The organism is Paracoccus sp. TOH (genome assembly GCF_030388245.1).
Taxonomy (GTDB): domain Bacteria; phylum Pseudomonadota; class Alphaproteobacteria; order Rhodobacterales; family Rhodobacteraceae; genus Paracoccus; species Paracoccus simplex.
This window is the reverse complement of record NZ_CP098361.1, coordinates 50,562-74,942: the sequence shown is the minus strand read 5'-3', so window position 1 is coordinate 74,942 and position 24,381 is coordinate 50,562. Positions and strand designations below refer to the sequence as shown.

Genomic DNA, 24,381 nt, shown 5'->3' with positions numbered 1-24,381 from the left:
CCATGTTGCAGCCCCTGCCGTTGCAATGGACCCCGACCCGGCTGACGCTGGAATGCGTCGACATCGAAACCGAAACCCATGACGTGAAGTCGTTCCACCTTCGCGTTCTGCCCGATGCGGCGGGCGAGGTGCCGCTGTGCCTGCACCGGCCGGGGCAGTTCCTGACCCTGCGGCTGCGGCATGGCGAGGTGCTGGTGCCGCGATCCTACACCATCGCCTCGCCGCCCTCGCGGCCGATGCTGCTGACGCTGACCGTCAAGCGCGATCCGAACGGACTTGTCTCGCGCTACATGCACGACGTGCTGCGCATCGGCGACCGGCTGGCCGCGCAGGGCCCCGGCGGCAGTTTCGAGCTGTTCTCGGTCGCGCCGCGCCGGCATATCGTCATGCTCTCGGGCGGCTCGGGCATCACGCCGATGATGGCGATGCTGCGTTACCTGCAAGACCGGCGCGAGACCGCATATCGCGTGAGCTTCCTGCATTCGGCCCGCAGCCCGGCGGACCTGCTGTTCCAGGGCGAGCTTGCGGCGATCGCGGCGCGCGGCGGCATGACGCCGGGCTTCATCTGCGAACGCGACGCCCTGCCGGGCATGGAGGCGGGTTTCCTGACCCGTGACATGCTTCAGGCGCATGTGCCCGACCTGCATGACTGCACGGTCCTGACCTGCGGGCCGGCGCCCTATATGCGGGCGGTCAGGGCGATGCTGGGCGAGGCCGGCTTCGACATGGCGCATTACCATGAGGAGAGTTTCGGCGACGCCACCGAGCGGCGCAATCCCGACGGCGCCACGCCCGAACGCCTGCGTCCCGATGGGTTGGACGAGGCCGTTGCCGCCCCGTCGCCGCAGGCGGACCGCCAGCCCGAAGCCGAAGGCGAGCACCTGATCCGCTTTACCCTGTCGGACAGGACCGCGCCCTATCGGCCGGGCGAGACCATCCTCGACGTCGCCTCGCGCGAAGGCATCGCCGTGCCGACCAATTGCCAGATGGGGCTTTGCGGCACCTGCAAGGCGCATTGCAGCGCCGGGAATGTCGCCATGGACGATACCGAGGGCCTCGCCCCCGGCGAGCTGGAGCAGGGGATGGTGCTGACCTGCTGCGGCCGTCCGCAGGGCGCCGTCAGCATCGCATTATAGGAGCCAATCATGACCCGAAAGAACCTGTGGCTCGGCTGCAATGGCCGTGGCGTGATGCATCATGCCGTCCTGCCGGTCGAGGAGCAGTTCCGGCTGCTGCGCGACAGCGGCGTCTTCGACCATTTCGACCGCATCCCCCAGCCCGGAGAGGAGCGCGCCTATGTCGAGGCCTCGAACCGCTTCGGCGTGCCGATGACCACCGGGCTGTGGACCTATCAGGTCGGCCGGGACGAGGGCCTGCTGCGCCACAACCTGGAATGGGCGCAGCGCGCCGGCGCCGAATGCCACAACCTGATGATCCTGATCCATCACGCGCAAGGCCATGTCGTGACCGATGACGAGGTGGTGGAATTCTACCTGCGCGCCATGGAGGAGGGCGACAGGCTGGGCATCACCATCGCGGCCGAGGTGCATATCTACATGTTCACCGAGGATTTCCGCCGCATCACCCCCGTGGCCGAGAAGGTCCGCGCGCGGGGGGTGCCGTTCAACTTCGTGCTGGATCATTCGCATGTGCTGCTGAAGATCGAAAGCCCCGAGGAACAGGACGCCTGCGGCATCCGCGCCGATGTCGAAAGCGGCCGGCTGATCCTCGACCCCTATGAGCCGGGCAATGTCATCGACGAATGGCTGGCGCAGAACATGGTGGTCTGGCTGCAGACCCGGCCGGTGGCGCCGAACGGGCCGAAGAACACCGCGATGACGGGACCGGGCGGGCGTTACGGTCGCGCCTGCCAGTATCCGTTCCTGCGCCCGGCGCCCGGCGAATGGGAGCATGACTGGCATGCCTGGAAGGTTCAGCCCAGCAAATACGTCGCCCGCAAGGTGCTGCAACATCACCACGACCGCGCCGACAGCCCGCTGCGCTGGCTGACCACCGACATGATCGACATGGCCGATTACGGCGGCGGCGTCGGCTATTCGCTGTTCGAGCAGAACGTGGCCATCGCCCATTGGCTGCGCGAGACCTGGCGCGAGATCGCCGGGACCGATCTCAAGGCGGGATGCTGACAGGGAGGGCACGATGGCCAGCGAAGCTGGGGCCGATATGTCGCGGCCCATTCCGGCCACTCGCGAACAGCCCGGTGCCGTAGTGCGGCTTCCCTACCGCGGTCCTTCGTGTTCGCCGCAGCGGCCATGCGGATATGCCGGAGGCAAGCGGTCTGCCTTGATCAGCCGGCAGGATCCGCGACCCCGAACGCCTGCCGGAAACCGATCCTGCCCGCCGGGGTGATCTCCAGCGCCCTTGTCCCGGCGCGGCGCCGCACCCAGCCGTGATCCAGGGCATGGGTGCAGATGGCGGCGCCCAGAGCCCCGGCCAGATGCGGGCGGCGCTCGCTCCAGTCCAGGCAGGACCGGCAGAGCGGGCGGCGGCCGTGCATGTCGCGATCCGCCGCCAGGATGCCGAGAGCCTGCATCCTGGCCCGACCCATCTCGGTCAGGGCCGCGGCATCGCCGGCGATCTGGACCGCGCCGCTGGCCTGCAGCGCATCGGCGATGCCGACGCCCAATCGACCGGCCAGGTGGTCGTAGCAGGTGCGGGCATGGCGCAGTGCCGCGTCCTTTGGGCCGGTGCGGGGCGGGATCGGCGCGAGACCGCCGGCGATCTGCATCACGTTTTCGATCATCCGCGCGACTTCGGGGCTGGCGAGGCGGTGATAGCGGTGGCGGCCCTGCTTCTCGGCGGCGATCAGCCCTACGGCCGCCAGCCGCGCAAGGTGGCCGCTGGCGGTCTGCGGCGTGATCGCGGCGACCTCGGCCAGTTCGGTCGCGGTCAGCGCCCGGCCATCCATCAGCGCCGCCAGCATGGCGGCGCGGGCGGGCTCGCCCACGGCGGCGGCGACCTCGGCGATGCGGTTCGATGTGGCCATGGCGATCCCTCCGGCTGGCCTGCATCCTAGCGCGGAAATGCGGGAAATGCTTCGGCCTTCACCGAAGCATCGCCGGCGGGATCGCGGCCATAAGCGGCAAGATATCATCGAGAGCGTCCCATGAGCCCTCCTGCATCCGCCCCTCGGCCTTTCTTCGGCTGGCATGTCGTCGCCGCAACCTTCCTGCTGGCCGCTTTCGGCTGGGGCGTCGGCTTCTACGGCCCGCCGGTATTCCTCTATGCCGTCGTGGCGCGGACCGGCTGGGCGGTGCCGATGGTCTCGGCGGCGGTGACGACGCATTTCCTGGTCGGGGCGGTGGTCGGCGCCAATCTGCCGCGCCTGTATCGGCGCTTTGGGGTGCCGGTGGTAACGGTGCTGGGCGCCGTGCTGCTGGCACTTAGCATCGCAGGCTGGGCGCTGGCGGTCGAGCCCTGGCAGCTGTTCGCGGCCGCGCTGGCCAGCGGCGCCGGCTGGGTCGCGATGGGGGCCGCCGCCGTGAACGCGCTGATCGCGCCCTGGTTCATCCTGCGCCGACCCGCCGCGCTCGGCATGGCCTATAACGGCGCGAGCCTGGGCGGGGTGATCTTCTCGCCGCTGTGGATCGCGCTGATCGCCGGCATCGGCTTTCTGCCGGCCGCCCTGGCCGTCGGCGGCGTCATGGTGGCCGCGGTCGCGACCCTGTCGGTGCTGGTGTTCCAGCACACGCCCGACAGCATGGGGCAAAGCCCGGATGGCAAGGAGGGGGCCGATCCCCGACCACCGGCGCCGCAAGGCGGTTCGCCCGCGCGCCTCCGGTTCCTTCGCGACCGCAAATTCGTGACGCTGGCCGCCGGCATGATGCTGGGGCTCTTTGCCCAGATCGGGCTGCTGGCGCATCTGTTCTCGCTGCTGGTGCCGGGGCTGGGCGAGGGCATGGCGGGGCTGGCGATGGGCGGTGCGACGCTCGCCGCGATCCTCGGGCGTTCGGTGGTGGGCTGGATGATGCCGGTCTCGGCCGACCGCCGCCTGGTCGCCTGTGCCAGCTATGGCGTGCAGATGGCCGGATCGCTGCTGTTCCTTCCGGCGGCGGGCGAGGGCGGGGCATGGCTGATCCTCGGCATCGCGCTGTTCGGGTTGGGGATCGGCAATGCCACCTCGCTGCCGCCGCTGATCGCGCAGCAGGAGTTCGCCCCGGCCGAGGTCGCCTGCGTGGTGCCGCTGATCGTCGCCATCGGCCAGGCCGGCTATGCCTTTGCGCCGGCGGCGTTCGGCCTGCTGCGAGGGGGTGGCATGATCGGCGGATCCGGTTCGGTGCCGCTGTTCGCCTGCGCGACGGCGATCCAACTGGCCGCGATCGGCTGCCTTCTTGCCGGGCGGGTTGGAAGGCCGGACCGCCGGGAGCAGGGGTGACGAGGATCGAGGCCGGTTCCGATGCTTCCCGCAGGACTTCCGTGCGCAGTTCAACGCAGGCGGCCCAAAACCGCCAATCTGGCTCATCCCATGCTGCGTGGCCGCATTCTCCGAAGCTGCCGCCCACGGGCGCCGCGGCGAAATCGTGACCAGAATCGCCGCTCTGTGAGACGGAACCGGCCGTCGTGGCAGGTTTTGTGCAACCACTTGTCCGCGCCCGGCACCTGCCTGCTGTCATTCAGCGTGATGGTGTCGTAGTGATGGCAAAACGATTCAGGTCAGGCAATGCGAACTCATTTTGCTGCTCTTCTCGCTCTCATGATCGCCACCGGATGCGCGGTCGGCTCTGGAGCAGTGGTCAAGGGCGTCGGGCCGGACGATCTCCTGAAGCTTCGCGAAGGCCCTGGCCTCAACCACAACATCATAATCGGCCTGCCCGACGGAACGCGCCTCACCCGCCAGAATTGCGTCACGAACAACGGCAAGGCCTGGTGCAGGGTCACGCTCACCGACAGGCCTGGTATCTCGGGTTACGTTTCAGCGGACTATCTGGCGCATCGCTGACAGCAACATTTCGGCCCTTCGCCGTCGGTCGGTTGCGCAACTCGCTGCTCGGTAGCATTCCCGCAAGCTGTCGTTCGACTGGTGTCGCAGCAAAACCTTCGCCATCATGTGAGCGATGCGCCTAACCCTCAAGTCTCTACTGCTTCTTGATCAAATGCACTTCCACGGCATACCCCGTCAGTTGGATGCGGCTTGCTGCCGCCCGCAAGCTGACCTTGCTGAAGAACGGTAGGCCAAGCATATTAGGTCATGTTGACAAATGACGGAGCCACAGCCTGATGCAGGCGACATCGACGAAGCCGAGGAAACTATCTGCGGTTTTGTCGTAGCGGGTTGCTAGGCGGCGACTGTTCTTGAGCTTATTGAAACAGCGCTCGACCATGTTGCGTAGCGTGTATATCGTCATGTCGACCGCCTTGCGAACCTTACGATTCTTTCGCATCAGGATCATCGGAAGGGCGTTGCGGCCCTCGATGTCTTCCCGAATGTTATCAGAGTCATAGCCCCTGTCCGCCACCAGAACCGCCGGTTGCGGCAGGTTGTCCGCCATCACCAGATCATGCCGGTATAATCGGAATCCTGTCCCGGTGTGATTTCGGTCCTCATCGGGAGGCCAGCACCGTTGACGCGCAGATGGATCGTAACCGGTGCAAAGACCCCATGTTTCAATGAATCAATGAGTTAGCGATACTGTCACCACCTGATGAAGGAGGTGATATATGCTGGACGGAGAGGTTCCGGAGAAGGTGGATGAGGTTTGGGGCTTTGCGGTCCCGACCCGCAGCGGTGGTCGGCGGAAATGGCCCGCGGCGCTTCGCGCCATGGCGGTCGAGCGGATCGCCGCCGGCGAGGGAATCCGGGAGATCGCCGAGGAAATCGGCGCCAACAAGTCCCTGGTGGCGATCTGGGTCAAGAACGCGCAACGCAAAGATTCCGCGCCGGCATTCTTCGAGGTCGTGCCCCCGACCGAGGTCAAGCCCGGCCGCAAGCAGAGCGTGACGGTTACCGCGACGGACGCGGCCCCGGCCTGCCGGATCAGTATCGGCGACGCCGATATCGCGATACCGCCCGGCTATCCGGCCGACCATCTGGCCGAGGTGCTGCGCGCGGTGAGGGCTTCGCAGTGATTTCCCCGGCCGGCAGTTTCCGCATTTTCCTCGCCTCCGAACCGGTCGATTTTCGCAAGGGGATGGACGGGCTGGTGGCCCATGTTGCCAACCATTTCGACCTCGATCCCTTCGACGGAGCCATCTACGTGTTTCGCTCCCGCCGCGCGGACCGGCTGAAACTGCTGGTCTGGGACGGCACCGGGCTGGTGCTGACCATGAAGCGCCTGAACGGCGGGCGGTTCACCTGGCCGAAGCCGCAGGCCGGACCGGTCACGCTGACCAAGGTGCAGTTCGATGCGCTGTTCGAGGGGATCGACTGGCGGGCAGTGACGGCCGCCTCGGTGCGCAAACCCTCGTTCCTCTGATCAACCTACAGACCGGAAGCGGCCTTCCAGTTTTCACCCGCATAGCGCCGGGCATGTCGTGCCACGGCTCCGATCCATCATGTCTGCATTCCAAGGGATATATCCATGCTTTCTGAACATTCGCGCGAAAAGGTCGCCACTCTGCTCTCCATCTCCCCGTCGGCCCAGGCGGGCCTCGCTCCCACCTCGCTGGAGACGCCCAACCCCAGTCTTGCTGCGGAGGCGCGCGGCCAATGAACATCCTGATCACCGCCGACCTGCACCTCGACCTCTGGACCCACGCCGGGCGCGATCCGTTCGCCGGGATCCTGCCGGTGCTGCGCGACCTCGACGCGCTGATCATTGCGGGCGACCTGGCCAACGATCCGCAGCGGAACTGGCCCTGGACGCTGTCCCGGATCTCGCGGCTGGTCTCGCCCGCCCGGATCTGGGTCATTCCCGGTAACCATGACTATTACGGCGCAACGGTCGACGACAGCCTGCTGTCCCGGATCGCCGGATCCGCCGGGGCGAGCCTTGCCCAGAAGCGGGTCCTGACCTTCGGCAATTGCCGCCTGCTGTGCTGCACGCTCTGGACGGATTTTGCCCTGCTCGGCGATCCGGGAACGGCGATGGAGCGCGCGGCGATAGTAATGCCAGATTACGGTCGAATCCGACGGCTCTATGGGGATCTCATCACGCCCGGGGGCACCGTCGCGATCCACCGCGATCATCTCGACTGGCTGACGCGGGAGATCGCCAAACCGTGGCCCGGCCAGACCGTGATCGTCACCCATCACGCCCCAAGCACGGCGGTCTCCGGTCCGATCTCCAGCCTCAGCCCGGCCTTCGCCTCGGACCTTGACGGCTGGATTGAGGCGCACCGGCCCGATTACTGGTTCTTCGGGCATACGCATCGTCCGCTCTCGGCCCGTATCCGCGGCGCGCCGGTTGTCAATGTCTCGCTCGGCTATCCCGACGAGGTGCCCGAGGGCGGAGAGGCCGAGTTTCTGCTGCGCGGCCTGATCTTCCCCGGCGCCTGACCGCCATTCCCCCAACCCATCTTCCCCGGCCGGGTCTTCCTCGGCCGATGGCCCCCTCATGCCCGGAGTATTCCCATGTCTACCATCCCTTTCATAGAAGCCCGCTTCTTCGATCCGGCCGAGGGCCGCATCGAGCTCGAAACCCGCTTGATGCGGCATCTGCGCAAGCTGCGCTGCAAGAGGATTCCCCCGAACCTTCTGGCCCCGCCCGACGAGGTCGACGCTCCAGACAAGGTCTCGGACGCGGATCTGATGGGCATCGTCAGGTTCGGCGATGACGACGAGAGCCGCGTCAAGCGTCGGGTCAAGCGGCTCATGGAATGTCGCAAGGCGGCCTCCGGCCTCGAACACCTGAAGCGCGATGACCGTGAGCGGCTTGAGGTGCTGAAGGACGGCGCCCGGCTGATCCGGATCCACAGTGAACATCACGCTGACGAGCTGGCCGCGGCCTTGCACGAGGACATGCCTTGGATGGCTCCCGCCACCGAGGTGGTTTGGCACGCGATGCGCCGCTCGGTGCGCGAGGGCTGGCCGGGCCTCAGGATGCCGCCGCTCCTGCTCGACGGTCCACCGGGCATCGGCAAAAGCCATTGGGCACGACAGCTCGGCAAGCTTCTAATCACGCCGACCACGGTGATCGAGGCCACCGGCGAGAATGCCTCGTTCGGCATTGTCGGTTCGCAGCGCGGTTGGGGCGGGTCGTATCCCGGCCGCCTGATCGAAACGGTGCTGCAAAGCCGCATCGCCAATCCGGTCATGATTGTGGACGAGATCGAAAAGGCCGGTCGGGCAACATCGACGAACGGGCACGCCTTCGGTCTGGCCGAAGCGCTTCTGCCGCTGCTGGAGCCGCTGACCGCGCGGCGCTGGAGCTGCCCCTATTATCAGGTGAAGTTCGACATGAGCTGGGTGATCTGGGTGCTGACCTCGAACGATTGCCGGCTGCTGCCGGAGCCCTTGCTCAGCCGCTGTCCGCCGATCCGGCTGCGCCACCTCACCCTCGCTGAACTGACGGGCTTTGTGCGTCGCGAGGGCGCGAAGCGCGCGCTGTCCGAGACGGCTGTTGAAGCGATCTGCGAGATTCTCGCTCATCCCTCGCTGCGGCAGCATCGGCCCAGCCTGCGGGTTGCCGCCCGCATGCTGCAACGCGCTGCCGATCTGGAACAGGGGCCGACGCTCCACTGAGCCGGCCCGTCCACTTTTCCATACTTCCCTGAATCCAACGCGCCTGCGGCATCGCCGCAGCCACCTCCCTTCATGCCATCAAACCGGAGAAACCATCATGAAACTCTCGCCCAGCGACCGCGCCTGGTTCGACAAGGTTCTGCGCGCCATCGCCGCCGCCGAGGCCGGCCCCTCCCAGGCGGACCTCGCGCAGGCGCCGGTCCTGTCGGACTGGAAAGCGGCGATCTCGCCCTGCGGACATATCATGCTGTGGGGAGAAGTGACCGACCACCCCCTCCTCGGCAATGCAAGCATCCACACCTCGCAGCTCATCGCCATCGATCCCAAGGCCGGCTGGGCCCGGACGGCATCACGCTGGTATCGGCTCGGCCGGCCCATTGCTGCCCTTGAAGGCTTGCCGTCAGTGGTCTGCTATCAAACAAGCTTGACGACGAATTGGGAGGCCAGACTGGTGTCAAAGAGGATTCGTCATCATCGTCATTGGAGGACCTCTGAAAATTTCTGTTTTTGTCCCGGGATTTGCAACACGAGAAGCCGATCGGGGCAACCTGCACATCTGTGCTGGCCATCCGTCGGCCGATCGGCCATGACCAGAATGGTCACAAGCACCATGTCGGAATGTCGCGCCAGCGCGATCAGATGCTCGCCGCTTGGTCCCGTTCTCCGGAGAGCCAGTATTGTGCGGCGCGTTCGCTTGCGCCTGTCCAGCGCATCGCCGTCTTGATGGCCTGATGGGTCTGGCCCAGTTCCGCGCGGAGGGCGGCAGCGACAGCCTCGCGATACCGGGCCTGAGCCGCTTCCGGGCGCACAATTGTGCCCTTTTTCGGCACAACTGTGCCCATCTTGATCCGCATCTTGGCGTCCTCCTCCGATACGACTTGGGAAGGACATGAAAAACGGCAGTTCGTATTTGCGCCCGAACCAATGACAAGGGGTCATTCGCTCATCGCTGCCCGCATGACAGGATCGGGAAGCGGGCGTGGCTCGGGCAAGGACACCTTCATCCGGAGAACTGGCGGACGCGCCCGAGCAACTGCTTGCCGCAGAATACGTCCGGATGTCGACCGAGCATCAGCAATATTCCACCGAGAACCAGGCACAGGCCATCCGGGAATACGCGGAACAACGCGGCATCAGGATCATCAAGACCTATTCGGATGATGCGAAAAGTGGACTGATCATTGGCGGCCGGATGGCATTGCAGCAGATGATCGCCGATGTCGAATCGGGCGAGGCAGAATTCAGCGTGATCCTGGTCTATGATGTAACCTACTGGGGGCGGTTTCAGGACACGGACCGAGTCGGCCTATTACGAATACCGCTGTCGCAAGGCGGGGATGCAGGTCGTGCGCGGAGCAGGTTGAAAACGACGGCTCGCCCAATTCGACCATCATCAAGAGCGTCAAGCGCGCCATGGCTGGCGAATACAGCCGCGAGCTTTCGGTCAAGGTCTTCGCTGGCCAATGCCGCCTGATCGAGCTTGGCTATCGTCAGGGTGGCCCGGCGGGCTTCGGGTTGCGCCGCGCCCTGCTCAATGAACGCGGCGCGGTGAAGGCCGAACTGAAGCGCGGTGAGCACAAGAGCCTTCAGACAGGCCGCGTCGTCCTGGTTCCCGGACCAGACGATGAGGTCCGGACCGTGCGCTGGATCTACAGCCAGTTTCTGAAGCAGGGCCGGTCGGAAAGCGAAATCGCGGCCGAGTTGAACGAGCGTGGCGTCTTAACCGATCTTGGTCGGGTATGGACACGTGCGACGGTGCATCAGATCCTGACCAATGAGAAATACATCGGCAACAACGTCTACAATCGCCGCTCCTTCAAGCTGAAGCGCAAGCGCGTCGTCAACGGCCCGGAGATGTGGGTTCGCTCGGACGGCGCTTTCGAGGCCATCGTCGAACCCAAGCAATTCCAGAGAGTGCAGGCGATCCTCGCAGCGCGTAAACGCCGCAGGTCAAGCCCATAGCCGGCCATGAGGGCCAGGGCGGATTCGAAGAAATCGAGGCGGCCGCGCGCCGGGAATTCGTCGAGCAGCACCCGATGCGGTCCTTCGCATGCAGATCCTCGGTCAGCCTGCGGCCGATCTCCAGTGCAACGGCAGATCGCTGTTTCAGGATACATTTTACATACCGAACGGCGAAATTTATTTGACACTCAGAATCCATTACGCATACTGAAATGCAACATCCCACCGGCGACTCGCTGCGGTCAGGGGAACGTAATCCAATTATTTCAAGGGAATACAGGATGGGAAACTGGGTGATCGGAGTCGATGTCGGTGGGACTTTCACCGACTTTTCGGCGCGACAACTGTCAACGGGGCGCTCTGTCCTGCACAAGCGCCCGTCCACCCCTCATGATCCATCGGAGGCCATTCTGAACGGCCTGGCCGAGTTGCAGCAGAAGGCCGGCATCGCCGGCAAGGATATCGCGCGTTTCGCGCATGGCACCACCGTGGCGACCAATGCCCTGCTGCAGCGCAAGGGGCCGAAGACGGGGTTGGTCACGACCAGGGGCTTCCGCGACCTGCTGGAAATCGGCCGCCAGGTCCGTCCCGCGATCTACGACCTGCAAACCGACGCCCCGCCGCCGCTGGTCGAGCGCGAAAACCGTATCGAGGTTCTGGAACGCACCGGCCCGCAGGGCGAGGCCATCGTCGAACTGACCGATGCCGAGATCGAGGCGGTGATCGCCGAGCTCGGCCCGATGGATGACGTGGAATCCATCGCGGTCTGCCTGATCTTCTCGTTCCTCAACCCCGCGCATGAACAGCGGCTGGCCGCAGCGCTGCGCAAGGCCTATCCCGACCGCTACGTCTCGATCTCGAGCGAGGTCCACCCGGAATTCCGCGAATACGAGCGCTTCTCGACCACCGTCATCAATGCCTTCCTGCAACCCGAGGTCAGCCGCTACATGGACCGGCTCAGCGCCGCGATCCGCAAGGCGGCGCCGCGGGCGGCGCTGGGGATCTTCCAATCCGCGGGCGGGCTGATGTCCATCGAGCTTGCCTCGCGCTTTCCGGTGCGGACGGCGCTGTCCGGGCCGGCGGCCGGGGCGGTCGGCGCGCAGGCCGCCGCGGCCATGTCGCGGATCGAGAACATCATCACGCTCGACATCGGCGGGACCAGCACCGACGTCGCCCTGATCCAGGGCGGCAAGGTGGGCAAGTCGAACCTGCGCGACATCGCAGGTTTCCGCATCCGCCTGCCAACGGTCGACATCCATACGGTCGGCGCGGGCGGCGGCTCGATCGCCCATCTGGGTGCGGACGGGCTGCTGAAGGTCGGCCCGACGAGCGCGGGGGCCGTTCCGGGCCCCGCCTGCTATGGCCGCGGCGGCGACCTGCCGACGGTGTCGGATGCCAATGTCGTGCTTGGCCGCCTGCCGGCGCGCCTGGCCGACGGGTTCAGGATCGACAGCGACCTTGCCCGGGGGGCCATCGCAAAGATCGCGGCGCCGCTGGACGTGTCGCTGGAAAAGGCGGCGCATGGCATCGTCAGCATCGCCGCCTCGAACATGGCCCGCGCCATCCGCGCCGTCTCGATCGAGAAGGGCCAGGATCCGCGCGACTACACGCTGATGTGCTTTGGCGGGGCGGGCGGGCTGCACGCCGCCGATGTCGCCGACATCCTGGCCATGCGCCGCATCCTGGTGCCGCGCGCACCCGGCATCCTTTGCGCCGAAGGGCTGATCGTCTCGGACCTTCAGGAAAACTACGTGACCACCTGTCCCTGCCCGCTGGACGGCGATGTCTCGATGATCGACGCCGCCATAAGGGAGCTGAGCGCCCGCGCCGAGGAATGGCTGGGCGAGGAAGACGACTATATCGTCAACCGCAGCCAGACCGTCATCCTGGACCTGCGCTATATCGGCCAGAACTACGAGCTTCCGGTCGAGCTTGCCACGGCACGCCACGCGCCCGAACTTCCCTCGGTCGAGGAGCTGAAGCAGGCCTTCTTCCGGCAACACGAGATAGCCTATGGCCATTTCGACCCGCATGCCGGGGTCGAGGTGGTCAACGTGCGCATCCGCGCGACGATGGAATTTTCCAAGCAGACGCTTGAAGCGCCGCGCCCGGAGGGCAGTCCCGACCCGGTCTCGCACGAGCGGATCTGGTTCGAGGAGACCGGCTTCCTGTCAGCGCCGGTCTACCAGCGGGACGGCCTTGCCGAGGGCGCCTCGATCGATGGGCCGTCGCTCATCACCCAGTTCGACACCACAACCCTCGTGCCGCCGGGCTGGACGGTCCGGGTCGACGGCGCGATGAACATGATCATGGAACGCACCAATGGCTGAACCTGTCACGCTTGATCCCATCACCATCGAAATCAGCTGGAACAGCCTGCGCTCGGTGGCCGACGAATGCTTCCTGACGCTGATGCGCAGCGCCTTCTCGACCAATATCAAGGAGCGTCACGACCATTCGACCGCCATCGCCGATGCCCGCGGCCGGCTGATCGTGCAGGCCGAGAATGCCTTGCCGATCCACCTGGCGTCCATGTCGGGGCTGATCGGGCTGATCCTGGACCAGTATTCCGACACGCTGGCCCCGGGCGACATCTTCATCGCGAACGATCCCCATGTCGCGGGCGGCTCGCACCTGCCCGACATCAACATGGCGATGCCGATCTTCGACGGCGACCGCCTGCTGGGCTTCGTGGCCAATATCGTCCACCATGCCGATGTCGGCGGGGCATCGGTCGGCTCGATGTCGGGGGGCCTGAACGAGATCTACAAGGAAGGCCTGCGCATCCCGATCCTGCGCCTGTTCCGCAAGGGCGGGCTGCAGGACGACATCATGCGCTTCATGCTGCTGAACATGCGGCTGCCCGACGAGCGGCTGGGCGACCTGAACGCCCAGATCGCCGCGGTGAAGCTGGGCGTGAAGCGCATCGGAGAGATGGTGACGCGCTACGGCGCCGACCATCTTGTCGCGCTGTGCGACGAGATCGTGACACGGACGAACCTGCGCATGCGCAAGGCAATTTCGGGCGTTCCCGACGGGGACTACCGCTTCGAGGACGTCATGGACGATGACGGCCTGGGCACGCTCGACGTCAGGATCGCCCTGACCGTGCGCAAGCGCGGCGACAAGGTGGTGTTTGATTTCACCGGCACGTCGCCGCAGGTGGCGGGCAACTTCAACATGACGCTGAACACCACGAAATCGGCGGTCTGCTATGCGCTGAAGGCGCTGCTCGACCCCGAGGTGCCGAACAACCAGGGGATTTTCGACGCGATCGGCATCGAGGCCGAGCCGGGCAGCTTCGTCAACTGCAGGCATCCCGCCGGCGTCGCCATGCGCGCCAACTCCTGCCAGCGCGTCGTCGACGTGGTGCTGGGCGCCTTTGCCGAGGCGCTGCCTGACCGGGTGGTGGGCGCGGCGAACGGCGCCAATACCTCGGCGGTGTTTGCGGGCACCGACCCGCGGACCGGCCGCTCCTATGTCTATCTGGAAACGCTGGGCGGCGGCATGGGCGCGCGCGCGACCAAGGACGGCAAGGACGGCGTGCAGGTCCATATCACCAACACCGCCAACCTGCCGGTCGAGGCGATCGAGCTGGAATATCCGCTTCGGGTCGAGGAATACGCGCTGATCCAGGATTCCGGCGGCGCGGGCAAGTTCCGCGGCGGCATGGGCATCCGCCGCGCCATCCGCCCCATCGGCCACCTGTGCGAATTCAACGGCGTGGGTGAGCGGTTCCGTCACCGGCCCTGGGGCATCTTCGGCGGCAAGCCGGGCGCCGCCGGCAGCTTCCACCTCAGGAAGGACGACGGCGCACGGGAAGAGCTGCCGTCCAAGATCTCGGGGATCTTCGTCACCGACGAGACCGTGGTGGTGATCGAGACGCCCGGCGCCGGCGGCTACGGCGATCCCGCCGAACGCGCGCCGGAGGCGCTTCGCCGCGACATCGTTTCGGAAAAGCTGACCGAGGAATTCGTCGCCCGTAACTATTGCGTGGAAAAGGTCGCGTGATCGACGACACCTGACTTCGACATAACACCAACAGAGAGGAAACGATAATGATGCGAAACTGCATATTGGGCGCAACGCTCGCCCTCACCACCCTGGCGGGGGCCGCCTGCGCGCAAAGCGTCACCATGGATCTTGCCAATGAATACGGCGAATCCACCATCATGGGCCAGGCCGACAAGGTGTTCATCGAGGCCGTCGACCAGGCCTCGGGCGGAGACATCAAGATCACCGGCCATTATGGCGGGTCGATCGGCTACAAGTCGGTCGACCAGTTCGACGCGGTGGGCGACGGTGCGCTCGACATGGCTGACACCATCACCACCTCGCTTTCGGGCATCGAGCCGCTGTTCCTGCTGTCGTCGCTGCCGTTCATCGCCGGGTCGAATGCGGACGCGAAACTGCTTTGGGAGGTCGCCCGGCCGCATTACGAAGAGGTCTTCGCCAAGCACAACCAGGTCCTGCTCTGGGCGACGCCCTGGCCGCCCTCGGGGATCTGGGCCAAGAAGCCGGTCACCGCGCAGGGCGACATGGCGGAGCTGAAGATCCGCGGCTGGGATGCCAGCGGCGTGCGAACCATGACCAACGCGGGATCGACCGCCGTGCAGATCAGCTGGGCCGACACCGTGCCGCAGCTTGCCGCGGGCAGCATCAACTCGGTCCTGACCTCGGCCGATGGCGGGGCAAGCTCGAAGTTCTGGGAGTTCCTCGACCATTTCACGCCGGTGAACTATTCGATGGCGCTGAACATGACCCACATGAACAAGGACGTCTACGACGCCCTGACCCCCGAGCAGCAGCAGATCATCCGCGACGCGGCGCAGAAGGCCAGCGACGCGGCCTGGGCCGATCTCGAACTGCGCGTGGCCGAGAATTTCAAGGAGATGCAGGCCCATGGCGTGACCATCGTGACCGACATCCCGCCGGAGTTCCTGGCCTTCCTCAAGCAATCGGGCAAAGAGGTCTATGACGAATGGCTGGCGGCGGTGGGTCCGGCCGGCCAGAAGATCCTGGACGAATATGCCGCCAAGCGCGGTTCCTGATGCGCCGCGGGGGCGCAGGAAAGGCGCGCCCCCGGCCTGCAACCCCTTGCTGAGGTGTCAATCATGCTTTCGCATGCGGTCAACCGCGTTTCCGCGGCATGTTCAGGGGCAGGGATGGCGATCGCCGCGCTGCTTCTGGTCTATATCGTCGTCCATATCATCCTGGAAATCGTGCTGAGGAACTTCTTCGCCAGTTCGACCAATACCATGGGGGAATTCGTCGGCTATGCGACCGGCGCCATGGCCTTCCTGGCCATGGGCCATACCTTCGCCAGCCGCAAGCATGTCCGCGTCAGCCTGCTGCGCCGGCATCTGCGGGGCAATGCCGCGATCGCCGTCGAGCTGTTCTGCCTGGCGGCGACATTTGCGGTCTTCGCCTTCATGGCCCGCTTCGTCTGGCTGATCCTGGCCCGCGACTACATGCGCGGTTCGGTCAGTCCCGGGCTCGTTCCGACCCCGACCTGGTATATCGCCGCGGCGATCTTCGCCGGCCTGGTCATCTTCCTGATCCAGCTCGTCGCCTCAGCGTTCGACACGGTTCTCAATGGCGTTCCCGAAGAACAGATCGAGGGAGAGTAGGAATTGGAATCTCTGGTTGTCGCCTTCGGCGTCCTCGCCCTGGTCATCTTCTTCCTGGGGATCGGCGTCTGGGTCTTTGCCGGGCTGCTGCTCGTCTCGGTCACCGGGCTTGCCTTCTTCATCGACATGCCGCTGCACCGCATCGGCACGATCCTAGGCCCGCTGGTCATCCGCTCCTCGACCGCATGGGAGCTTTCGGCCATTCCGATGTTCATCTGGATGGGCGAGATCATCCTGCGCACGGATGTCTCGACCCGGCTTTTCAAGGGCCTCTCGCCCCTGACCTATTACCTGCCCGGGCGGATGCTGCATACGAACATCTTCGGATCGGCGGTCTTTGCGGCGATCTGCGGCTCCAGCGCCGCCACCACCGCGACGGTGGGCAAGATCACCATTCCCGAGCTGAAAAGCCGCGGCTATTCCAGCGCCCTCTCCTATGGCTCGCTGGCGGGCGCGGGCAGCCTGGGCCTGCTGATCCCGCCCTCGATCATGATGATCGTCTATGGTGTGCTGGCCGAGGTGTCGATCTCGCGCCTGTTTGCCGCGGGGCTGATCCCGGGGCTGATGATCGCGGGCATCTATTCGACCTTCGTCATCATCTGCAGCCTCATCAGGCCCAGCGTCGCGCCCGCCGACACCTCGGCGCCGACATTGCGCGACGTGATGATCGGGATCGGCAACCTCGCCCCCATCGGCCTGTTGATCGGCGTCGTGCTGGGGGCGATCTATTCCGGCCTTGCGACGCCTTCGGAAACGGCGGCGATCGGCGTGGCGGCGACGCTGCTTTACGCGGCCTGCACGCTGCAGCTGAACTGGGACGTCTTCGTCTCCAGCCTCAAGGCTTCGGTCCATACCAGCTGCATGATCTCGGCGATCATGATCGCGGCGGCCTTCATGTCGACGGCGATGGGCTTCATGCATGTTCCGCACAATATCGCCCAGGTGATCGACGGGCTGCAGCTGTCGCCCTATCAGCTCATCGCCATCCTCGTGCTGTTCTACCTGCTGCTGGGCATGTTCCTCGAGGGTATCTCGATGACGGTGATGAGCCTGCCGATCACCCTGCCGCTGATCGTGGCCGCCGGCTTCGATCCGATCTGGTTCGGCATCTTCCTGATCCTGATGGCCGAGCTGGCGCAGATCACCCCGCCCGTGGGTTTCAACCTGTTCATCCTGCAGGATCTGACCCGGTCCTCGATCACGCGCATCATCTCGGCCTGTGTGCCGTTCTTCCTGCTGATGTGCCTGGGCGTTGCGCTGATCACGGTCTTTCCACAGATCGTGCTGTGGCTGCCCGACCACCTGTTCAACAAATAGGGCGACAAGATGGCACGGCTGAAGGACAAGGTCTGCGTCGTCACCGGCGCGGCGGCGGGCATCGGGCGCGAAACCGTGCTGGCCTTCCTGCGCGAGGGGGCCGGCGTCCATGCCCTGGACCGAGACGAGGCGGGGCTGGAGCTGTTGGCGCGGGAGCATCCCGGCCTCCGGGTCGCACGGGTCGACGTGACCGACCCGGATGCGGTCCAGGGCTTTCACGCCGGGCTCGGCCGCCTGGATGTGCAGGTGAACTGCGCCGGCATGGTCGCGGTCGGCAGGCTGACCGATTGCACAGCCGACGACTGGCGGCGCTCGCTTGACCTGAACATGACCTCGATCTTCCTGATGATGCGGGCGGCGTTGGGGCTGATGGCGCCGGCCGGGCGGGGCAGCATCGTCAACATCGCCTCGGTCATCTCCTCGATCGGCGCGGCGCCGGACCGCTTCGCCTACGGCGCGACCAAGGCCGGGGTGATCGGCATGACGAAATCGGTCGCGCTGGATTATGCGGCGCAGGGCATCCGCTGCAATGCGATCTGCCCCTCGGCGGTCGAGACGCCGTCGATGACCGCCCGGATCGAGGCCATGGCGGACAGCGCCGCCGCGCGCCGGGCCTTCGGCGCCCGGCAGCCGCTGGGCCGCATGGGCACCCCGGCCGAGATCGCCGAGCTTGCGGTCTATCTCGCCTCGGACCTGTCCGGCTTCATGACCGGGGGCGCCGTCGTCATCGACGGCGGGGCCAAGCTGTGAGCGGCGAGATCCGTGCCGCGATCATCGGTCTGGGCCGCTGGGGACAGGCGCTTGCGGATGCCAATATCGCCAACCCGGCCTCGGCCCTGCGCCTGACCCATGGCGCCACGCGCAGCCCGGAAAAGGCCGAAGCCTGGTGCCGGGACCGCGGCCTCGACCTGCTCGGCAGCTACGAGGAGGTTCTGGCGGATCCCCGGATCGACGCAGTGGTCCTGGCCACGCCGCACAGCCAGCACGCCCGGCAGATCATCCAGGCGGCAGAGGCGGGAAAGCATGTGTTCGTCGAAAAGCCGTTGGCGCTGCGACTCGAAGATGCCCAGGCCGCGACCGCCGCGGCCGAGGCGGCGGGGATCAGGCTTTGCGTCGGGTTCAATCGCCGTTTCCTGCCCGGTTTCCGACGCATGGAGCAGATCGCCCGCAACGGCGGCCTCGGCCAGCTTCTGCATGTCGAGGGCGCGTTTTCCGGCAGTTTCGGCTATCAATACACGGCCGGGATGTGGCGCGGCGACACGGCGGAAAACCCGGCGGGCGGCATGGCGGCGATGGGGGTTCACATTCTCGATGCGATGATCGCGCTGCTGGGGCCGGTGCGACGGGTCGCGGCGATCAGCCGCCATGTCGCGGTGCCTTCGGACCTCAGGGACGTGACCAATGTCGCGCTCGACTTCGCCTCGGGCGCCACGGGCAGCCTGTCGACCCTGATGTCGACGGCCAGCTTCTGGCGTCTGCACCTGTTCGGCGGACAGGGCTGGGCGCAGATGCCCGACCAGCACACGCTGGTCACCGCCGATCTTTCGGGGACGCCGCACAGCGAAGGCTTCGCCGCCAGCGACAGCCTGGCGCAGGAGCTCGACGCCTTTGCCCGCGCCGTGGCGTGGAACGTGCCCTATCCGGTGACCGCATCGCAGGCCCTTGCCGGCGTCGCGGCGATGGCGGCGATTGCGGACTCCGCCGCCTGCGACGGTGCCTGGACCGCGGTCCAGGCCGAAGGCGCGGCGGGGGTGGCCTTGACGGGTCCGGCCTGTCATGCTCCTTCATTCGGATGACTCAGGGAACATGTTTCGGGCCATGGTAAACAAAGCGGTGGATGAGAGGGACGGCCAGAAGGTCGCGCGGCGGCTGCGCGAGGCCATCCTGCGTCTGGAGTTGCGGCCCGGGCTGGTGCTGGACGAGGCCGATCTTGCCGAGCAGATGGAGGTGTCGCGCACCCCGGTCCGCGAGGCGATCATCCAGCTGATTTCCGACGGTCTGGTCCAGCGCCACGGCCGCAAGGCCATCGTCGCCACCATGGATTTCGACGAGGTGCCCAAGCTCTACGACGCGCTGCTGGTTTCCAGCCGGCTGATCCACCGGCTTGCCGCCGAGCATCGCAACGATGCCGATCTGGCCGCCATCCGCGAAGCCATGCTGGAATTCGAGCAGAGCACCGACGTCTCGAACGGGGTCGAGCGGTCCGAGGCAAACCTGCGCTTCCACCTCGCCATCTCGAGGGCGGCGCACAACCGGCATTTCTCGGCCTTCTACGACAGCGCGCTGCTCGGCACGATCCGGCTGGCCCGGGCGTGCTTTGCCCAGACCAGCACGGTCGAATACCTCGGTCCCACCACGCGCGAGGAACTGGCCGGCCATCTGGCCGAGACCGAGCGCCAGCACCGCGTGCTTTACGACGCGATCGCGGCGCAGGATGTGGAACTGGCCGACCAGCTGGCCGTGGACCATTATGTCCTGACCCGAAATCGGGTCGAGAAGGTGCTGTTCCGGGTCGATCCGGCGGTCGAGCAGTTCGACCTCTCGGTCTCGGCGGGCTGAGGCGGAAGCGTCCGCGACAGCACCGCCATGGACAATCTCAAGAAGAACCTTCCGCCCCTGACAAGCCTCGTCGCCTTCGAGGCTGCGGCGCGGCTGGGCAGCTTCTCGGAGGCCGCGCGCGAACTCAACGTCTCGCGCGAGGCGGTCAGCCGCCAGATCCGCGCGCTGGAATCCCATCTGGGCATGTCGCTGTTCGAGCGCGCGGCGAACAGCACGGTCCTGCGGGAATGGAGCGCGAACTATTTCCGCACCGTCTCGGGCAGCCTCGAGAATATCGCGCTGGCCTCGCATGCGATCCGCGGCGACGAGGCCGAGGAAGCCGCCGCCGTGTCCGGAGAGGATGCCGAGGCCGAGCAGATCCTGATCGTCGACGACCTGCCCGCAAACATCCGGCGGCTGCATGACGTCCTGCGCGGCCAGTATGAGGTCATCGCCCATACCGACCCGCACGAGGCGCTGTCGTGGATCATGGCGGGCGGCAGCCCCGAGCTGATCATGCTCGACGTGCGCATGGCCGGGATGGACGGCTATGCGCTGTGCCGCCGCATCAAGGCGATCCCGCGCCTGGCGAATGTCCCGATCCTGTTCCTGACCAGCCTCGACACCACCGAGGACGAGACCGAGGGTTTCGCCGCCGGGGCCTGCGACTACATCGTCCGCCCCTTTGCTCCTCCGGTTCTGCTGGCGCGCATCCGGGTCCAGCTTGACCTGCGCAAGACGGCCGCGGCGCTGGAGGACGTGATGCGGCGCCGGGCCGACCGGCTGGAGCGCGCCGAGGCGCGGCTTGCCGCCATCCGGGGGATCCTGGACGATCAGGCCGACTGAGCCTGCCGCAGGATCCGGCCGGCGCCGCGGAAGTCCAGCCGCTCGCTCATCGCCTCGGCCTCGGTCCGCAACTCGTCCGGCAGGCGGGGCAGGACGGTCCGCAGCAAGTCAAAGCCGCGCATCTCGTTGGCGTCCAGCGCCGCGATGCATGCCTGCAGGATCGCGCCATCCGCGTCGGCGGGCGATGGCGCAGCGGGCGCGGGCGCCAAGGCAAGCAGCCGGTCCATCGCGGCGTCGATCCGCGCCCGGTCGACAGGGCTTTCCCCGACCACGCGGGCCAGCTCGACCGCGCCCAACTGCAAGGCGGCGCCCCGGATCAGGTGCAGCGTATCGGCCTGCGCGGCATCCGACGCCAGCCGGGCGCGCCAATCGGCGATCTCGGCCGGCAGGCGCGACAGCCAGCGCCCGGCAAGCGCGTCGTCGCAGGCCGTGGCACGGGCCAGCAGCTGCCGGTCGAGCGCGGGCATGGTCTTGTCGAGCACCCGGCCCAGGATCTCGGCCAGCGCCGCGCCGGTGATGGGCTTGGCGAGGAAATCGGCGAAACCCGCCTCGATGCAATTCCGCCGCGTCACCGCCGAGACATCCGCGCTCGAAGCGATCACCGGCAGTTCCACCCCCTTGTCGCGCAGGGCGCGCAGCAGGGCGAAGCCGTCGACCTCGGGCATGTGCAGGTCTGTGATGACGACATCGGGCGTGCTGCGCTCTAGGATCGCCAGCCCCTCGCGCGCGCCCGACGCGACGGCGACGCGGGCGCCGAGCTTGCGGAACAGGGCGTCGATCACCTCGCGGTTGATGCGGCTGTCCTCGATCAGCAGGACGGACCTTTCGCGCAGGGCCAGCGCGTGACCGGATGCTTCACCGACCGCCGTATCGCGGGTGACATGCACGATGGCCTGCAAAAGCTCGCGGTGGGTCAGCACGGCAGGCAGGGCCTCGACCCGCCCCGGCCCGGCTTGCAGTTCATATCCTGTCGCCGATTGCCGCAGCACGGGCGCCCCGTCGCCTTGCGCCAGCGGCAGCCGGTCCAGCATCCGCGACAGCCGGTCCCGCGCCGGGCCGGGGGCGATATCGAGCAGCGGCCGCGGCCCTTGGACGGTCGCGGGCGGCGCAGCGGCGGCATGCAGCGGCAGGTCGAGGGTGAAGACGCTGCCCCGGCCCGGCCGGCTACGCAGCCCCAGCGTGCCGCCCATGCCCGAACCCATGTTGCGGGCGATGGACAGACCCAGCCCGGTGCCCGAAACCTCGCGCGAGATGGTGTCGTCGGCCTGCGCGAAGGCCGAGAAGATGGTCTCGTGACTGTCGGGATCGATGCCCGCGCCGGTATCGGCCAGCAGGCATCGCAGGCGGCCGCCCCGGGCCGAGATGCGCAGCGCGATCCGGCCCCGTGGCGTGAACTTTACCGCGTTGCTGGCAAGGTTCAGCAGGATCTGCACCAGCTTCTGGCGGTCGCCGGCGACCATGTCCGGCACGCCCGGGGCGATCTCTCCGTCAAGGGTCACGGGCTTTCGGCCGATCAGGGCGCGGGTCTGGGCAATGATCTCGTCATAGACCGCGATGACGGCAAAGGGCCGCGCCTCGAAGGTCATCTGGCCGGCTTCCAGCTTGGACAGGTCCAGCACGCTGTCGATGCTGCCCAGAAGCTGGCGCGCGGCGCTTTGCATGTCGGCGACCTGCCGGCGCGAGGCGGCGGGCAGGCGCTCGGCCAGCAGCAGTTCCGACAGGCCGGTGATCGCGTTCAGCGGCGTGCGCAGCTCGTGGCTCATATTGGCGAGGAAGGCCGATTTCGCGCGCGAGGCCGCCAGGGCCTGGTTCCGGGCCACCAGCAGCTCGGCGGTGCGGGTGTCGACCTCTTCGCGCAGATGGTCGCGATAGCGTTCCATCTGGGCCACGGTGCGCGAGAAATCCTGCGCGAGGCCGCTGATCTCGTCATGCCGCCGGGCGATGCGGCGCCGGCTGCGCGGGTCCAGCACGAACCCCTTGTCATTGCGCAGGGCCTGGGCCGCGCGGCCCAAGGCGCCCAGGGGCGAGATGACCAGCTTCTGCACCAGCAGGAACAGCAGCCCCGCAAGCAACAGCGCCTGTAGAACCGAGGTCAGCACGATCCGCAGCGCCTGATGCGCGAAATCCTGGTAGAAGCTGACGAATGAGATGGTGACGTCCAGCGAGGCCATCGGCTCGCCCGTGCCGGGGATCTGCAGCCGGATCTGGCGATGGCGCGTCAGGCGCTCGGGCGCGATGAGCCAGCGCATCGGGGCCGAAAGTGTCCCGCGCAATGCCCGCGTCGCGCCCAGGCGCGGGATCTGCGCGGCGGCCAGCTGCTCGCGCGTCAGCTTCATGTCGCGGATGTGCAGCGACTGGATCAGCGGATCGTCGACCAGTCGGTCGAGGATCGCGCGCGCGGTGGTCAGGTCGACGTCCCAATAGGCGCGCTCGAGCTGAGGCGCGGCGGAATAGAGCACGCTCTCGGCATTCCCCAGCGCCGCCTCGATGCCGCGCCGCAGGTCGAGGATTGCGCTGGCTCCGCCCAGGCCGATGCCCGAGACGACGCTGACCAGCGCCCCGGCCAGAACCACGCGGCGGGCGATGCCGCCCCTGACCGGCAGCCAGCGCGTCATGGCAGGTCCGCCAGCGACTGGCGCAGGATGGCGCTGATCTGGCCCTCGTTCGTCATCGCTGTCAGCGTGCGCTGCAGAAGCTGGGCCTTGCGCATGCCCTCGGGGTCGCGCGAAAAGCCGACGAAACGCGGCTGCACGGCAAGGGCGGTGGGCAGGATGCGCAACCTGTCCTCGGCCCCGAGCTGGCGGATGGCCCACCGAAGATTGGCCTCGCCGCCCAGGACCAGGTCGACGCGCTCAAGGAGCAGCTTGCGCAGGCTGGTCGCATCGTCGAACGAGCCCTCGTGGTGGACGAACGCGGCCGAGTCGAACGCGCGCGTATAGGTGAAGCCGCGGACGACGCCGACCGAGCGGCCGCGCAGCGCATCGACGTTCGGGACATCGGCAATGTCGGAGTTGCCGCGCACGCAGAACACCAGCCGCGTCATGCGCAGCGGGCCGATCATGTGCCAGTCGCGGATGCGTTTCGGCGTCGCTGTCAGCTGGAACAGCGCGTCGGCCTCGGCCATGTCCAGCGCCAGCAACGCACGCGGCCAGGGCAGGGGGATCATCTGCATGGTGATGCCCATCCGGCGGGCGGCGGCGTTCAGGATATCGACATCGGCCCCGATGAAGCGGCCCAGCCGCCGGTAGTTGTAGGGCGGGAATTCCTGCATGCCGACGACCCGCCAGGGCGCGGGGGCACCGAACGCAAGCCGGGGCGCGGCGACGAGCCCCGCCGCGGCCAGCAGGAACCGCCGCCGCGCTTTGGGGTTCGCCCGATCTGCCGCGCCCGTCATCGTCCCCTCCTTGCCCCGGCATGCTTCATGACACGGATCGCCCGCCCGCGGGG

24 protein-coding genes and 1 pseudogene are annotated in these 24,381 nt (G+C 66.8%); 20 read left to right on the top strand and 5 right to left on the bottom strand.

Annotated features, from left to right (window positions below; genetic code table 11):
• The first annotated feature begins 2 nt into the window (after positions 1-2).
• Both NBE95_RS11015 and NBE95_RS11010 read left to right on the top strand, forming a co-directional pair.
• Positions 3-1,136, top strand: a complete 1,134-nt coding sequence (locus NBE95_RS11015; protein WP_289895499.1) for a hybrid-cluster NAD(P)-dependent oxidoreductase — start codon at positions 3-5, stop codon at positions 1,134-1,136.
• Between the two features lie 9 nt (positions 1,137-1,145).
• On the top strand, positions 1,146-2,147 hold the full coding sequence (locus NBE95_RS11010; protein ID WP_289895498.1) for a xylose isomerase: 1,002 nt from the start codon (positions 1,146-1,148) through the stop codon (positions 2,145-2,147).
• A gap of 161 nt (positions 2,148-2,308) precedes the next feature.
• On the opposite strand, the gene NBE95_RS11005 is transcribed toward NBE95_RS11010, so the two are convergent.
• Positions 2,309-3,007 (bottom strand): helix-turn-helix domain-containing protein, encoded by a 699-nt coding sequence (locus tag NBE95_RS11005; protein WP_289895497.1) that lies wholly within the window; start codon positions 3,005-3,007, stop codon positions 2,309-2,311.
• A gap of 120 nt (positions 3,008-3,127) precedes the next feature.
• Here NBE95_RS11005 and NBE95_RS11000 point away from each other — a divergent pair, with 120 nt between their 5' ends.
• Together NBE95_RS11000 and NBE95_RS10995 are read left to right on the top strand one after the other, a co-directional pair.
• Positions 3,128-4,396: an MFS transporter gene (locus NBE95_RS11000; RefSeq protein ID WP_289895496.1), complete on the top strand. Its 1,269-nt coding sequence runs from the start codon at positions 3,128-3,130 to the stop codon at positions 4,394-4,396.
• Between the two features lie 285 nt (positions 4,397-4,681).
• A complete protein-coding gene (locus NBE95_RS10995; protein WP_019351965.1) occupies positions 4,682-4,960 on the top strand; it encodes an SH3 domain-containing protein in 279 nt (92 codons plus the stop codon).
• 247 nt (positions 4,961-5,207) lie between these two features.
• Here the strand turns inward: NBE95_RS10995 and NBE95_RS10990 are convergent.
• A pseudogene (locus tag NBE95_RS10990) lies at positions 5,208-5,599 on the bottom strand (IS5 family transposase); the annotation flags it as partial.
• A gap of 80 nt (positions 5,600-5,679) precedes the next feature.
• On the opposite strand from NBE95_RS10990, the gene NBE95_RS10985 reads away from it, so the two are divergent.
• The 5 genes from NBE95_RS10985 (at position 5,680) to NBE95_RS22400 (ending at position 9,365) form a co-directional block, all read left to right on the top strand.
• Positions 5,680-6,087 carry a transposase gene (locus NBE95_RS10985; protein WP_289895495.1) on the top strand — a complete coding sequence of 136 codons (408 nt, stop codon included), beginning with the start codon at positions 5,680-5,682 and terminating at the stop codon, positions 6,085-6,087.
• Positions 6,084-6,434, top strand: a complete 351-nt coding sequence (tnpB, locus tag NBE95_RS10980) for an IS66 family insertion sequence element accessory protein TnpB (protein ID WP_289895494.1) — start codon at positions 6,084-6,086, stop codon at positions 6,432-6,434. Before NBE95_RS10985 ends, tnpB begins: the two co-directional genes overlap by 4 nt.
• 233 nt (positions 6,435-6,667) lie before the next feature.
• Positions 6,668-7,456 (top strand): metallophosphoesterase, encoded by a 789-nt coding sequence (locus tag NBE95_RS10975; protein ID WP_289895493.1) that lies wholly within the window; start codon positions 6,668-6,670, stop codon positions 7,454-7,456.
• Positions 7,457-7,531: 75 nt separating this feature from the next.
• On the top strand, positions 7,532-8,641 hold the full coding sequence (locus NBE95_RS10970; RefSeq protein WP_289895492.1) for an AAA family ATPase: 1,110 nt from the start codon (positions 7,532-7,534) through the stop codon (positions 8,639-8,641).
• A gap of 97 nt (positions 8,642-8,738) precedes the next feature.
• Complete coding sequence (locus NBE95_RS22400) at positions 8,739-9,365, top strand: DUF6634 family protein (protein WP_354670364.1); 627 nt, start codon at positions 8,739-8,741, stop codon at positions 9,363-9,365.
• On the opposite strand, the gene NBE95_RS10965 is transcribed toward NBE95_RS22400, so the two are convergent.
• Positions 9,277-9,495, bottom strand: coding sequence for a hypothetical protein (locus NBE95_RS10965; RefSeq protein WP_289895491.1), 219 nt, complete (start codon positions 9,493-9,495; stop codon positions 9,277-9,279). The two genes, NBE95_RS22400 and NBE95_RS10965, sit on opposite strands and share 89 nt — an antisense overlap.
• A gap of 203 nt (positions 9,496-9,698) precedes the next feature.
• Between NBE95_RS10965 and NBE95_RS22395 the strand changes: the two genes are divergently transcribed.
• From NBE95_RS22395 to NBE95_RS10915, 11 genes are all read left to right on the top strand, one after another.
• Complete coding sequence (locus tag NBE95_RS22395) at positions 9,699-10,115, top strand: recombinase family protein (protein ID WP_354670363.1); 417 nt, start codon at positions 9,699-9,701, stop codon at positions 10,113-10,115.
• On the top strand, positions 10,055-10,603 hold the full coding sequence (locus NBE95_RS22390) for a recombinase family protein (protein WP_354670362.1): 549 nt from the start codon (positions 10,055-10,057) through the stop codon (positions 10,601-10,603). Before NBE95_RS22395 ends, NBE95_RS22390 begins: the two co-directional genes overlap by 61 nt.
• Positions 10,604-10,884: 281 nt before the next feature.
• Positions 10,885-12,933 (top strand): hydantoinase/oxoprolinase family protein, encoded by a 2,049-nt coding sequence (locus tag NBE95_RS10955; RefSeq protein WP_289895490.1) that lies wholly within the window; start codon positions 10,885-10,887, stop codon positions 12,931-12,933.
• On the top strand, positions 12,926-14,614 hold the full coding sequence (locus tag NBE95_RS10950; RefSeq protein WP_289895489.1) for a hydantoinase B/oxoprolinase family protein: 1,689 nt from the start codon (positions 12,926-12,928) through the stop codon (positions 14,612-14,614). Before NBE95_RS10955 ends, NBE95_RS10950 begins: the two co-directional genes overlap by 8 nt.
• Before the next feature lie 65 nt (positions 14,615-14,679).
• Positions 14,680-15,654, top strand: coding sequence for a TRAP transporter substrate-binding protein (locus NBE95_RS10945; RefSeq protein WP_289895488.1), 975 nt, complete (start codon positions 14,680-14,682; stop codon positions 15,652-15,654).
• 114 nt (positions 15,655-15,768) lie between these two features.
• Positions 15,769-16,233 (top strand): TRAP transporter small permease, encoded by a 465-nt coding sequence (locus NBE95_RS10940; RefSeq protein ID WP_289895487.1) that lies wholly within the window; start codon positions 15,769-15,771, stop codon positions 16,231-16,233.
• A gap of 3 nt (positions 16,234-16,236) precedes the next feature.
• Positions 16,237-17,550: a TRAP transporter large permease subunit gene (locus NBE95_RS10935; RefSeq protein WP_289895486.1), complete on the top strand. Its 1,314-nt coding sequence runs from the start codon at positions 16,237-16,239 to the stop codon at positions 17,548-17,550.
• A gap of 9 nt (positions 17,551-17,559) precedes the next feature.
• Positions 17,560-18,300 (top strand): SDR family oxidoreductase, encoded by a 741-nt coding sequence (locus NBE95_RS10930; RefSeq protein ID WP_289895485.1) that lies wholly within the window; start codon positions 17,560-17,562, stop codon positions 18,298-18,300.
• Positions 18,297-19,346, top strand: coding sequence for a Gfo/Idh/MocA family oxidoreductase (locus tag NBE95_RS10925; protein WP_289895484.1), 1,050 nt, complete (start codon positions 18,297-18,299; stop codon positions 19,344-19,346). Before NBE95_RS10930 ends, NBE95_RS10925 begins: the two co-directional genes overlap by 4 nt.
• 22 nt (positions 19,347-19,368) lie before the next feature.
• Positions 19,369-20,109 carry a GntR family transcriptional regulator gene (locus tag NBE95_RS10920; protein ID WP_289895483.1) on the top strand — a complete coding sequence of 247 codons (741 nt, stop codon included), beginning with the start codon at positions 19,369-19,371 and terminating at the stop codon, positions 20,107-20,109.
• Between the two features lie 27 nt (positions 20,110-20,136).
• Entirely contained in the window at positions 20,137-20,934 is a 798-nt protein-coding gene (locus NBE95_RS10915; RefSeq protein WP_289895482.1) for a response regulator, read from the top strand.
• Here NBE95_RS10915 and NBE95_RS10910 read toward each other — a convergent pair.
• Together NBE95_RS10910 and NBE95_RS10905 are read right to left on the bottom strand one after the other, a co-directional pair.
• Entirely contained in the window at positions 20,922-23,549 is a 2,628-nt protein-coding gene (locus NBE95_RS10910) for an ATP-binding protein (RefSeq protein ID WP_289895481.1), read from the bottom strand. The genes NBE95_RS10915 and NBE95_RS10910 overlap by 13 nt on opposite strands.
• Positions 23,546-24,328, bottom strand: coding sequence for a transporter substrate-binding domain-containing protein (locus tag NBE95_RS10905; protein WP_289895480.1), 783 nt, complete (start codon positions 24,326-24,328; stop codon positions 23,546-23,548). The genes NBE95_RS10910 and NBE95_RS10905 overlap by 4 nt, the downstream gene beginning before the upstream one ends.
• Between the last annotated feature and the right edge of the window lie 53 nt (positions 24,329-24,381).